The following is a 12254-nucleotide window of genomic DNA, read 5'->3' as shown; positions in this document are numbered from 1 at the left end:
AAAACTGAGTTTCTGCGGCTTTTTTAATTCTTAGTACTAATTCAGGTTAAATAGAAGCTAAGTTAGCAATCTTGAAGAACAATAGCGTCCTTCTAAAACGGTAACTCGACCTGCATCATCAAATCGGCATCTCTTGAATCATGCCAACGATAATCAAAGCGCATACGAGGTTGCCCTTCTACTTTCTCTCCGAAGCCAATGCTTAATTGCAAACCATGGTTCAGTAGCCACTCTTCAGTAGACATATCATATTGCGCATCTTCTAAGTCTTCAGGAAACCACATCCCTAAGCCAACATAATTTGACTCAAGGCTTTGAGTTAACAGTGGTGCATCTTTGGTTTGAAGTACCCAGTCAGACCAATAGTCAGGTGTGCTCTCGGCTTCGTCTTCACTCATACCAGTGATTTCCAGCATGCGCTCACCAAAAGACTCAATGCTTGTAGAAAGATCTAGACAGCTATTCTCATCATCAGAAGTCAGCATGATTGAATCTAAGCTAAAAAAGTCACATTCAGCCTGTGCAGGTAAACTGCATGCTGCAATGATCATCGTCGCTGGTATCGCGCGCTTTAGCATAGTCATCAGACCTCTTGAATTAGTGAATCTACATTATTGTATACAGTCTGCTATCTTGCAACATCTTTGTAACTGACTTTGTACTCAGTTTTGATACATCGCTTCCACTTATCAATGCATTACGAATGTCTGTGCTGCGGATCTTCACTTTCTCTGGACAAGCCATTACAGACCATCGCTCGGTAATCTCATCTGATTTATAGAAAGATGAGAACTTGAAGAAGTTGTCCGGCCCAATCACAAACGTAAGTTCAGCGTCACCATGTAACTTTTGTAATTCACTGAGTACAGCATAAGTTGTCACACTTTCACCGGGTGTGAACAAACTCTTTTCGATCAATGATAGTTCAACTTGATCCAATGAAAGATCACTAATAAATGCGTTAACTAACTGACATCTCGTATCAAAGTCTAGCATCTCTTTTCCCCAAGCATGGGCAATACTTGGTACCAGAAGAATCTTGTCGAAATGAGCCAGTGAATCAATCACACTTTTATGCCCTAAGCTCGGCGGATTAAACGCACTACCGAAAATGGCTAATTTTTCCATTATTAATTGCTGCCTTCTCTTTCTAAGCTTGTGCAAAGAGGTTTTTAAATCGAATGATTTAGGTATGATAACACTAGATTTTTAATTTGCTTGCAGGAAAGGAATACGAATGGAACAGTTAATTCGTGACGAAATGCGCGTACTACCTTCAATTGACCCTCACTTCGAAGTGACTCGTCGTGTGGACTTTATCAAAACGAAACTTCAGCAGTCAGGCTGCAAGTCCCTGATCCTTGGTATCAGTGGTGGCGTAGACTCGACTACCTGTGGTCGTCTAGCACAACTGGCTGTTGACAGCTTGAATGAAAACTCTGGCAGCAACGACTACCAATTCATCGCAGTTCGCCTACCTTACGGTGAGCAAAAGGATGAAGATGAAGCACAACTTGCTCTCTCTTTTATCCAGCCTTCTCAATCAGTTTCTGTGAACATTAAAGCAGGTGTTGATGGACTTCACGCGGCTTCTCACGTTGCACTTGAAGGAACGGGTCTACTACCAACAAACTCTGCGAAGATCGACTTTGTAAAAGGTAACGTAAAAGCTCGAGCTCGTATGATCGCGCAGTACGAAATCGCAGGTTATGTAGGTGGTCTTGTGATTGGTACTGATCACTCAGCAGAAAACATTACTGGCTTCTACACCAAACACGGTGACGGTGCCTGTGATTTAGCGCCTTTGTTTGGCTTGAACAAGCGTCAAGTTCGTGAACTTGCAGCAACGCTAGGTGCGCCAGAGTTATTGGTTAAGAAAGTTCCTACTGCCGACCTAGAAGAGCTTGATCCACAGAAAGCCGACGAAGCAGCATTGAACCTTTCTTACGACCAAATCGATGATTTCCTTGAAGGTAAAGAAGTCCCTCAAGATGTGTCAGACCGCTTAGTAAGCATCTACAAAGCAACACAGCACAAGCGTCAACCAATTCCAACAATCTACGATTAATGCTTTAAGTTAATCTCAATTAAAAAGGCCGGAAGTTCAACTTCCGGCCTTTTCTATTTTATGAAGGGAGTGACTTAATTAGCCATTAATCCACAACTTCGATATCGGTTTGAGGCACACTGCAACATGCTAAAATCTGGCCCATGTTACGTTCGTGCTCCTGCAGCGCAGGTACATCCGGTTGATGAACTTGCCCAGACTCAAGGGTCACTTTACAAGCACCACAAAAACCCGCTCGACAGCTTGATGCAATAGATACACCCGCCGACTCAGCTTGCTCTAGTAAGGTAGACTGGTTATTGCCTTCGAATAGATAGCCATTAACACTTAGCTGCAGCTGCTTAACTGGCTCTTCCGTTGATTGTGCGACACCAAATGCTTCTTGATGATAATGCTGAGGATTTAGACCCATTTGAATCAGTAGTTTCTTTGCATTATCCATAAAGCCATCAGGACCACACACAAAAGCTTGGCGTTTATGAAGCGCTTCAATTTTCGCGACATGTGACACGCTCAAACGACCAGACAAACCATCCCACTCTTTCGTTGGTTGGCTCAATGAATAGATCACACTTAAGCCCTCGTGCTCTTTGGCGATCTGGTCAATCTCAGCTTGATAAGGAATATCTTCTTCGCTGCTGCATTGATGATAGAAAACCACATCATTAACCTGACCATGGTCTGCTAAATAGCGAAGCATCGACAGCATAGGCGTGATACCGCTACCCGCAGAAAGCAATAATAATGGGTGCGTTGGGTTCTCTTCTAAATAGAAAGCACCATCTGGGTTTTGCGCGACTAAGGTATCGCCAACTTGGAAATGGTCGTTCAACCAGTTGGAGATCTTGCCATCATTGACGCGCTTCACTGAAATCGCTAAACGACCAGCGCGAGATGGGCTTGAAGATAGCGTATAACGACGAGACACTTTTTCACCATCAATAACCATTTCAATCGGCAGATGCTGACCTGGTTGGTAACTTGGTAAAGAGTGGTTCTCTTTCGCTGGCTCTAACCAAAATGTCGTAAAGTCTCGAGCGATCTCTTCACGCTCGACGCAAGTTAAATGCAGCGACTCTACCCATGTGTCTTCGTAATGCTCTTTTTCTTTAGTTTCGAGTACTTCAACCACATCACCCGCTCTGACTAAGCCTTCGTTCTTAGCAACTAGGTTCTGACCAAAGAACACACCACCACGATCATTGGCTCTGAATTTAGAGAAGGTATTCAGTGGCTCTTTTGTCGCTCTTAACTCACCACTGTTAACATCAACCGTGGTTAGAATACAACGTTCACAAGGCTTCACCGCCTCGAATTCAACCTCACCAATTCGAATGCGCTTCCAACCATCTTCAGCAAACGCTTCAGTGTTTGAGACCACGAAGTTGGTACGGAACTGATCCATGGAATGCGTTTCAGGACTACGGCGATTCAACTCATCAAGCGAAGCTTGGCTGATGATCAACATCGGGTAACCGTCGGCAAAACTCACGTTATGGCCCAACTTTTCACGAACACGATTCGATTGTTCACCAGAGAAAAGCAGCTCAACACGCACACCCAATACATCACTAAACCAATCATCCGCTTCGTCACACGTTGTGTAGGCTGTGAAGCTATCTTTCCACACTGTTGCTGGTGCTTCTTGCATCTTAAAGTTCGCATACTTAAGGCGCAGTGGCTCTTTACCTTCATAAGTAAAAATCAAACCATCTGGCAGCAAGCTGGAAGACACTTTAACCATTTTCGGATATTTACGCGCCGTAACCATTGAGCCGTCAGCCAATGCCAGCATGAAACGTCTGTCAAAAGTGAGACCTTGTTTTTCAACCCAAGCAGAAGAAAGCGCGATGCCGCCCACTGACTTAACTGGAAACACATTGATTTGAGATAAGGAAGGAGCTTGCTCTGAAGCCTTTCGATCTAGAGGTGACTGCGACATAACGATTCCAATGTTTTGTAGTTTGTCCCAATGCTAACAAATGGTTATAAATAGATAAACTGGCAGCCATTAAACACTTGATACTAAGCGAATATCTTGAGATGTTTAAACGACTGTCTTCTACACATAAAGACAGCAATGCATTAACACTCTCCAGACCTTCTATACTGTGAATACCGTTAGTGCATTGAACTTTCATTGAATAAAAAGGATTTATCATGAACAAACTCGTCATTATCATTTTATGTGTACTGCTTCCTCCTTTGGGTGTGTTTTTCGCACGAGGTGCAGGCAAAGACCTTTTGATCAACATCATCCTCACTTTCTTCTTCTGGGTCCCGGGCATGATCCACGGGTTGTGGGTAGCGACTCGATAATCCCTCTTCAAAAATAAATACCGAATAAAATACGCAGAAAAACAAGCTCCTAACCCTGAAGAGTTAAAAATAGGATGAAATGAAAGTGCTTTTCCACTATCATCCTGTCGCCTAAACGTAAGCGATTGCTTTCACAGATTTCGCCGAGTTTAGGCTCCAACTACATAACACTTCAAATGGTGGGAGCCTTCAATGACACAACTTACGATTACTCGTCCTGACGACTGGCACGTTCATCTACGCGATGGCGAAGTATTAAAAGATACAGTGCGCGATATCAGCCGCTACAATGGTCGAGCGTTAATCATGCCAAATACCATCCCACCGGTAACTGATACCGAAATGGCTCTAGCTTACCGTGAGCGCATCATGGCAGAGCAACCAAGCGAGCAGTTCCAGCCTCTAATGGCACTTTACCTGACAGACAACACAACACCTGATGAAATTCGCAAAGCGAAAGAATCTGGTGCTGTTGTAGCTGCAAAGCTTTACCCAGCTGGCGCAACAACCAACTCTGACTCAGGTGTCACCTCTGCGAAGAATATCTACCACGTACTAGAAGCTATGCAAGAAGTTGGCATGCTACTTTTGGTACACGGCGAAGTAACCACTCACGATGTTGATATCTTTGACCGTGAGAAAGAGTTCCTAGACACCGTTCTTGCGCCAATCGTGAATGACTTCCCTAACCTAAAAATCGTTCTAGAGCACATCACGACTGCAGATGCTGCGAACTTCGTAAAGAACGCGAACGACAACGTTGCCGCGACAATCACAGCTCACCACTTGCTTTACAACCGTAACCACATGCTGGTTGGCGGCATTAAGCCACACTTCTACTGCCTACCAATCCTTAAACGCAACACTCACCAAAAAGCGCTAATTGAAGCAGCGACAAGCGGCAGCAAAAAGTTCTTCTTAGGTACAGACTCAGCACCACACGCAAAAGGCGCAAAAGAGTCAGCATGTGGCTGTGCGGGTTCTTACACAGCACACGCAGCTGTTGAACTGTACGCAGAAGTGTTCGAATTAGAAGGCAAGATTGATAACCTAGAAGCGTTCGCAAGCCACAACGGCCCAGACTTCTACGGCATCCCACGTAACACAGACACCATCACTCTAGTCAAAGAAGAGTGGAACGTTGCTGCAACCATGCCATTTGGTTCAGACATCGTTGTGCCAATTCGTGGCGGCGAGACGATCGCTTGGTCAGTAAAATAAGCACTCGCAAGGCAAAGTAAATACGTTGTAGATACCTCGTAAATACTTCACTTCAACTAAAAAGGGTCACCAGATTATGGTGACCCTTTTATTATGTATGAAAGGAACGCTCTAAGACGTTGTTTAAGCCCTACTTGCCGCGAACCTTCTCTACCACACTCCAAACCGCGACAACAAGTAACCCTGCCACTACACCAATCACGCCATTCAACAAAGTGGGAACAACTGCAGTAGCAATCGTATGTCCGCTGAAGTCCATGATGATAGGCTCAATCAAATGATGAATTGCGGGAACGTTATGAACCACGATACCACCGCCAACCAAGAACATGGCAGCCGTCCCGACAACAGCAAGCATCTTCATTAGCTTTGGCGCAAAGGAAACAAGCCCATTGCCAAGCTTTTCTTTTACTGCGCTACCGTCAGATGTACGTTGAAGATAGAAACCTAAGTCATCTAACTTAACGATCCCTGCAACCAAGCCATAGACGCCAATCGTCATCACTACAGCAATCAAGCTCACGACAATAATCTGGGTCAAGATGCTGGTCCCCGTCACGGTACCCAGAGCAATCACAATGATTTCTGCGGATAAGATGAAGTCGGTACGAATTGCGCCTTTAACCTTTCTCTTCTCATAGTCCTCAATGGATTCACCGGCTTTACCTTCATCTCCATTGTCACGCTCTTGGTGAGCATGCGGAAAGAACTTTTCTAAGATCTTCTCAGCCCCTTCAAAGCAAAGAAATAAACCACCAATAAGAAGCAGTGGCATGATCAACCAAGGAATAAACGCACTGATCAATAAGGCAGCAGGTACAAGAATCAACTTGTTCTTAAATGAGCCTTTTGCAACCGCCCACACCACGGGGATTTCTCGTTCAGCAGAAACACCCGAAACCTGCTGCGCGTTAAGTGCTAAATCATCGCCCAATACACCTGCGGTTTTCTTCGCTGCAACCTTAGACATCAGTGCAACATCATCTAGCACTGTGGCTATGTCGTCTAACAGTGTGAGTAAACTTGCTCCAGCCATTTTATTGTCTCTTTTAAAGGATTGAACAACAGATAAAATGTAACACTATCAATTCACTCATCAAAGTTATGAGTCTGTAAAAAATAAAGTCACAAACTGTGTTTTCTATTGCCGTCTCAGCGAGACAGGACTAGTCTGTCTGCATCTTTCACGAACATAAAAGAAAAAGTATAGATGAAAAGTGAATACAACTACCCTATCGGTGAACCTGGAAAAAAATGGCAAGAAGCAGAACGTCAAGCATGGTTTGCTCAAAGAACCGTTAAGCGCGAATATCAGCAAGAAGTCGTTCCTAAAATCCAAGCATTAGCAGACCGCTTTGATATCGAGCAATACGGCGCTCTAAGCTACGATGAAGCTCGTTTCCCGCTTTTTGCAATCAAGAGCAAAAACTGGGATACATCAAAACCAACTGTTCTGGTAACCGGCGGTGTTCACGGTTATGAGACAAGTGGTGTGCACGGTGCGATCAAGTTCGCAGATACTCAAGCAGAGAAATACGCAGCGCATTTCAACGTAGTGGTTGCACCTTGTGTCAGCCCTTGGGGTTACGAAGTCATCAACCGCTGGAACCCAAATGCCGTTGATCCAAACCGTTCTTTCTATGAAGGTACCCCTGCTGAAGAATCAGCAAACTTACGTGCATTAGTGGCGTCTCTACCAGAGGTACTGGTTCACGTTGATCTACACGAAACAACAGATTCTGATGAAACTGAATTCCGCCCGGCACTTGCAGCTCGTGACGGTATTGAGTACATCGAAGGTATGATTCCAGATGGTTTCTACACAGTCGGTGACACTGAAAACCCTCAGCCAGAATTCCAAGCGGCTGTCATTACTTCAGTTGAAAAAGTAACCCACATCGCACCAGCAGATGCAGACGGCAAGATCATTGGATCAGAGGTGACGCAGCACGGTGTGATTAACTACCCAATGAAAGAGCTTGGCCTTTGTGGCGGCGTAACCAACTGCAAGTACGGGACAACGACAGAAGTTTACCCAGACAGCGACAAAGTAACGGATGAAGAGTGTAACGACGCACAAGTTGCAGCTGTCGTTGGTGCTTTAGATTACGTAATTCAACACGAGCTAAAGGCGTAAGCGAATAATTTATCTCTAGAGAACTAGAATAAAGTTGAGAAAAGCCACAAGTGACGAATCATTTTGCGGCTTTTTAGTATCTAGGTTCTCGCTTTTCTTAGCGACGATCGGTCTGATTAGTGACTATAGGTCGTCACCAAACACCAGCATACACAACTGTTCAAACTCTTCTTCTTTACCTGAGAATAAGTCGTCGATTACGGCAGAGCGCTTTTGACCTGATTGCATACGCTTCTTCGCTTCGCGCATTACCATGACTAAGGTGTGCTCTTGTGGCAGGTTAGAGTCATCAATGTTCCACTGATTGAATCGTTGAGACAACGCACTTTCACAAAGCAGTGGTTTGAATGCCAACACTTCTTGCTTGAGTACAGAGAGCATATCTTTACACGCTTGCTCGGTATTGTTCGCACCTGAAGCTCGGCCGTGAGTCAGCTCTAGTTTCTCTAGCAACGCCAAAGAGAGGTTAGTTTGCGTGATGTAACCAGCTTGGCGCGGGAAGGCTTCTGTCAGTCGCACTGAGAAATCGACACGGCTAACTTGAGTGTTTGGGAAGTAAGTCAACGAAGTTAAGCAGTCAAAGGGAATCCAAACGCTTTGGCCAGGTTCAACAGCGTACTCTTGCTTACCCAGTTTGATCAAAACCAAGCCACTTTGAACCGATACAAGGCTATGTTTTAGTACTTTCTTGCGTGGTGTGATCACCAAGTGTGAAAAGTAAGCCGATGTATATTCAATAGCGAAGTTCATAGATAGTACCTTAATTTTGGGGCGTCAAGATTACCGTTAATCTTAAAGAATGCCAACAATAACAGGGGATTTTCACTGTTTCTGGTCTGACCTTGTCAAAAGTATGGGCTCTGTAGCTGCGAGAAGTCAAAACAACGCGTAGAATGAGCCAGCTTTTTATTATATGAATGAAAAAATGACCTCTCCAACCGATCCATATGTTGATATTCGTCCTTACGGCGATGATGAAATTCCAGCGGCACTAAACCGTCTTATTAATGATGAAGAGTTCATCAGTGCGATTCTGAACTACCGTTTTTCAAATCACGCAGCTTGGTTCCAAGCATTAATGAGCCCAATTCTACGTGTTTACTTAAAAATGAAGTGGAGCAAGCTGACTAGCGTTGAATCCATTCAGATTGAAGTGAAAAAGTACTTACGTGACACGCTAGCGAACACCACAAACGGTGTGACGTACACAGGCTTAGAGTCATTGGATGTGAATCAAGCATACTTGTTTGTATCAAACCATCGTGACATTGCTATGGATCCAGCGTTGGTGAACTACGCATTACATCAACAGAATCACCAAACTTGTCGCATTGCGATCGGTGATAACCTTCTGAAGAAGCCGTGTGCGACAGAGTTGATGCGCTTGAATAAGAGCTTTATCGTTAAGCGCTCGCTTAAAGGGCCGCGTGAAATGATGAAAGCGTTAGGCCAGCTCTCTTCTTACATTAAGCACTCTTTAGATACTGGTAACTCTATCTGGATCGCTCAGAAAGAAGGCCGTGCAAAAGACGGTAATGACTTCACTGATCCTGCCATCCTTAAAATGTTTCATGTTGAAGGACGTAAGCAGAAGCTGGCGTTCCCTGAATACGTGAAGTCACTGAAGATTGTCCCTGTCTCTATCTCATATGAGAATGATCCTTGTGATATGGCTAAAGCGATCGAGCTGTTTGAAAAAGATGTAAACGGCAGTTACGAAAAAGGCGAATTTGAAGATATCGAGAGCATTATCCAAGGTATCGTGGGCAATAAAGGGCGCATCCACGTTGGATTTGGTCAGGTTATCGATCAAGACTTTGAGACTCCAGAAGCATTGGCTGAAGAGATTGACCGTCAGATCCATGATAACTACAAGCTGTTCCCTGTAAACCTGCTGGCGGCAGAGAAAGAAGATGACTCGATCACAGCTACGGTTAAGAAAGAGTTCGAAGACAAGCTAGCAACGTTGCCAAAAGGTGCGCGTCAGTACTTGATCGACAGCTACGCGAACCCAGTGAAGAACATTGGTTAACGAAGATTTCGCTTAATTGATTGAATTGAAAAAGGAGCCTTGAGCTCCTTTTTTGTTTTTTACTTATACTTTTTGATGGTAAGAGGCTAAGCCACAGGCAAGGCTAGCGCGCCACTGCACCGCCAAGTTCTAAATTTGTTGGCCAAGTCGTGACGGTGTTGCCACCTAAATAGATATTGCCTTTCACCGTCATCGTTTCTGGGAATGCAGTAATTGCTGAGCCGCCGATATACAGGTCACCATCAATCACAATGCCATTCGGCAGTTCGGTTAAAGGGGTGCGAATCACACTGAGGTCGCCTCTCACTCGCAGGCCGTTGGGCAGCCTTTGCAATGGAGTGTCAGTGAAATTAATGAACCCGCCGACTCTTACGCCTTTAGGCCAGCTGGTGATTTTGCTCCCCATGAAGTCGGCGTAGCCTTTGATTTTTACACCACTTGCTACTCTGGTTAGCTGACTATTAGAAGCCTTGAGGCTGCCGTTAACATCAAGCCCTTTAGGTAAACGTGTGATCGGGGTGTTTTCGATATTAAGATTACCATCGACCACTAAACCGGTTGGAAGCGCTGTGTAAGGCTTATTTCGGAGATATAAGTTTCCGTAATTGTCCAGATGGTTCAATATTTGATAGTGATCGATTGGTTCTGCACTGACATTTGTTATGGTTAAAGAACCAATAATAAGTGCAATTATTCTGAGCATAACAGGCTTCTTATTACGATAGACGTTAACACTATAATGGAAAAATTATTCTCGCACAGTGTTTTACCCATTTGGCGGTAGATAAAATAGAAATCGTTTGGCTAATCAGAAATTCAGCGACAATGGCAGGTAAATGGATGACTAGAGTAAATATACAAATAATTAAGAGCGTCTTGGTAGCAAGTGCAATGTTTTGCTCAATGCCTGCCAATGCGAATAAAGTAATTTCAACGCCGGGGAAGGCTGCGGTGGTCGTTACTCAAAGCGGTCAACAGCAACGAGTTTGTTATTACGATGACAAGGCATACAGTATTGGAGCGGTACTCGAAGTCTCTGGTGTTGTGATTCAGTGTGCTGCGGAAAACGATTTTGAAACGAATGGGGCACTTGCTTGGATACAAATAAAAAAAGACGAGTAATTTTACTCGTCTTTATATAAGAGCTTAAATGCTTATATTAACGCGCTAGAGAGCGAGTCTTAAGTTCGAAAATAATCTTTTCTGCGCTTACTTCGAACTTGAAGCGTGCATGCAATTCAGTACTTTCTTCGGTCATTTCTGACGCTTCATACTCAACATTGCTAGATACTTGCTTTGCTAGCTCTACGTACTTTGCAAATTCAGTTTCAATTAGGGCTTTTGAGTTACCGTAAACCGTTACCTCAGCAACATCGTCGCCTTCTTTGATGATGAACCCGATTTCGCCCGCGCAGCCGCAAGCTTCACATACGTCGTTGTTACCAATATCTTGGCTCATAAATAATCCTCTTACAAAATCTGAGGTTATTCTAACGAGCAATTTGAACTGTATCTACAAAAATTAAAATCTTTGAACTAATTTGTACTGGTATGCTATGTTGTTTGTTGTGGGATTAAATGAATATGTACATTTGCGCCGACAAATATGTATGTGATCTATCTCATGTTTTGTTGAAAAGCAGTGTCATTAATTTGTTAGAATATCATTCAGTTAGTTGCGTCGTGACTAATTTTATAAGACTATCTATTGCTTGATAGGTATTTATACAATGAATTTATTGTTGGGTATTTGATATTCTAAGTAGTTATTTTAGATTAACCACTTAGAGCGGTAAGGTTACTTTCGAAGAATAATTAGACAAAGTGCCCAAAGAGGCAGCACTGTAAAGTTGTTTATGCGAAGTACTGGCGGGTATTTTAATGGAAATACTTGCGAAAAAATGCCTTGCTCACATAATGCTGATAACAATTTTCATTCTGACTTCATTTGATTGAGTTAGATGGATTTACAAAGAGAAGAGCCTGAATATGCCAAAGCGTAGTAAAGAAGATACAGAAATCACAATCCAGAAGATCATGGATGCCGTTGTAGACCAGTTACTAAGGTTGGGTTACGACAAGATGTCATACACGACGTTGAGTCAGCAAACGGGCGTTTCTCGTACAGGTATAAGCCACCACTTTCCAAAGAAAACAGATTTCACAGCTGCTCTAGACGGTCGAATCTTTAAGATGTTCATGGAGCACATTGATTTCGAAAATGGTCTTGATGCATTTTCAGCTAGCTGGGTTAAAGCGCTTGAAGACGCGGAGTTCCTAGCAATCTTACGTTTACTTTTCCATCATATCGTTACTGCTGAAAGCGCGCACGAATTTGCGGCGAACGGTATTGATCGTCTTTACAAGCTGACCGAGACTCAGTTTGGCGATACAAGCGGTAAAGAACTTGAGTGGTTGATTGGTAAATCATTGATTCGTATGAGCCAATAATCAACGCATTCTGAAAGAAGCTCCTA

The 12254-nt window shown here is 43.7% G+C and carries 14 protein-coding genes; 7 read left to right on the top strand and 7 right to left on the bottom strand.

The window, feature by feature from the left end:
* Positions 1-92: 92 nt before the first annotated feature.
* Together OH460_RS23640 and OH460_RS23635 are read right to left on the bottom strand one after the other, a co-directional pair.
* Positions 93-584: a hypothetical protein gene (locus tag OH460_RS23640; protein ID WP_116871305.1), complete on the bottom strand. Its 492-nt coding sequence runs from the start codon at positions 582-584 to the stop codon at positions 93-95.
* Between the two features lie 22 nt (positions 585-606).
* The gene (locus OH460_RS23635; RefSeq protein ID WP_269999743.1) at positions 607-1128 is read right to left on the bottom strand and encodes a nicotinate-nicotinamide nucleotide adenylyltransferase; all 522 of its coding nucleotides are present in this window, start codon (positions 1126-1128) and stop codon (positions 607-609) included.
* Positions 1129-1237: 109 nt separating this feature from the next.
* On the opposite strand from OH460_RS23635, the gene nadE reads away from it, so the two are divergent.
* Positions 1238-2068, top strand: a complete 831-nt coding sequence (nadE, locus tag OH460_RS23630; protein ID WP_269999742.1) for an ammonia-dependent NAD(+) synthetase — start codon at positions 1238-1240, stop codon at positions 2066-2068.
* An 85-nt stretch (positions 2069-2153) separates the two neighbouring features.
* Here nadE and OH460_RS23625 read toward each other — a convergent pair whose 3' ends face one another.
* Positions 2154-4010 (bottom strand): hybrid-cluster NAD(P)-dependent oxidoreductase, encoded by a 1857-nt coding sequence (locus OH460_RS23625; RefSeq protein ID WP_269999741.1) that lies wholly within the window; start codon positions 4008-4010, stop codon positions 2154-2156.
* Between the two features lie 218 nt (positions 4011-4228).
* On the opposite strand from OH460_RS23625, the gene OH460_RS23620 reads away from it, so the two are divergent.
* Both OH460_RS23620 and pyrC read left to right on the top strand, forming a co-directional pair.
* The gene (locus OH460_RS23620) at positions 4229-4387 is read left to right on the top strand and encodes a YqaE/Pmp3 family membrane protein (protein WP_102423260.1); all 159 of its coding nucleotides are present in this window, start codon (positions 4229-4231) and stop codon (positions 4385-4387) included.
* A gap of 192 nt (positions 4388-4579) precedes the next feature.
* Positions 4580-5608 carry a dihydroorotase gene (pyrC, locus tag OH460_RS23615; protein WP_186171739.1) on the top strand — a complete coding sequence of 343 codons (1029 nt, stop codon included), beginning with the start codon at positions 4580-4582 and terminating at the stop codon, positions 5606-5608.
* 130 nt (positions 5609-5738) lie between these two features.
* On the opposite strand, the gene OH460_RS23610 is transcribed toward pyrC, so the two are convergent.
* Positions 5739-6644 carry a DUF808 domain-containing protein gene (locus OH460_RS23610; RefSeq protein WP_105058420.1) on the bottom strand — a complete coding sequence of 302 codons (906 nt, stop codon included), beginning with the start codon at positions 6642-6644 and terminating at the stop codon, positions 5739-5741.
* Between the two features lie 174 nt (positions 6645-6818).
* Between OH460_RS23610 and OH460_RS23605 the strand changes: the two genes are divergently transcribed.
* Positions 6819-7745, top strand: a complete 927-nt coding sequence (locus OH460_RS23605; protein WP_269999740.1) for a M14 family metallopeptidase — start codon at positions 6819-6821, stop codon at positions 7743-7745.
* A gap of 123 nt (positions 7746-7868) precedes the next feature.
* Here OH460_RS23605 and OH460_RS23600 read toward each other — a convergent pair whose 3' ends face one another.
* Positions 7869-8495, bottom strand: a complete 627-nt coding sequence (locus OH460_RS23600) for an AraC family transcriptional regulator (protein ID WP_269999739.1) — start codon at positions 8493-8495, stop codon at positions 7869-7871.
* Positions 8496-8670: 175 nt separating this feature from the next.
* Here OH460_RS23600 and OH460_RS23595 point away from each other — a divergent pair, with 175 nt between their 5' ends.
* The gene (locus tag OH460_RS23595) at positions 8671-9777 is read left to right on the top strand and encodes a 1-acyl-sn-glycerol-3-phosphate acyltransferase (protein ID WP_269999738.1); all 1107 of its coding nucleotides are present in this window, start codon (positions 8671-8673) and stop codon (positions 9775-9777) included.
* 103 nt (positions 9778-9880) lie between these two features.
* Here the strand turns inward: OH460_RS23595 and OH460_RS23590 are convergent, their stop codons facing one another.
* Positions 9881-10480: a hypothetical protein gene (locus OH460_RS23590; RefSeq protein WP_008215701.1), complete on the bottom strand. Its 600-nt coding sequence runs from the start codon at positions 10478-10480 to the stop codon at positions 9881-9883.
* Between the two features lie 122 nt (positions 10481-10602).
* Between OH460_RS23590 and OH460_RS23585 the strand changes: the two genes are divergently transcribed.
* Complete coding sequence (locus OH460_RS23585; RefSeq protein WP_061032397.1) at positions 10603-10899, top strand: YnjH family protein; 297 nt, start codon at positions 10603-10605, stop codon at positions 10897-10899.
* 37 nt (positions 10900-10936) lie between these two features.
* Here the strand turns inward: OH460_RS23585 and OH460_RS23580 are convergent, their stop codons facing one another.
* A complete protein-coding gene (locus OH460_RS23580) occupies positions 10937-11236 on the bottom strand; it encodes a YfcZ/YiiS family protein (protein ID WP_061032207.1) in 300 nt (99 codons plus the stop codon).
* A 530-nt stretch (positions 11237-11766) separates the two neighbouring features.
* Between OH460_RS23580 and OH460_RS23575 the strand changes: the two genes are divergently transcribed.
* Positions 11767-12228, top strand: a complete 462-nt coding sequence (locus tag OH460_RS23575) for a TetR/AcrR family transcriptional regulator (RefSeq protein ID WP_061032208.1) — start codon at positions 11767-11769, stop codon at positions 12226-12228.
* Positions 12229-12254: the final 26 nt, after the last annotated feature.

Origin of the sequence: Vibrio sp. Makdt (assembly GCF_027587015.1) — a bacterium.
GTDB lineage: Bacteria > Pseudomonadota > Gammaproteobacteria > Enterobacterales > Vibrionaceae > Vibrio > Vibrio chagasii_B.
The sequence above is the reverse complement of the archived record's forward strand: the minus strand, read 5'-3'. Positions and strand labels throughout refer to the sequence as shown.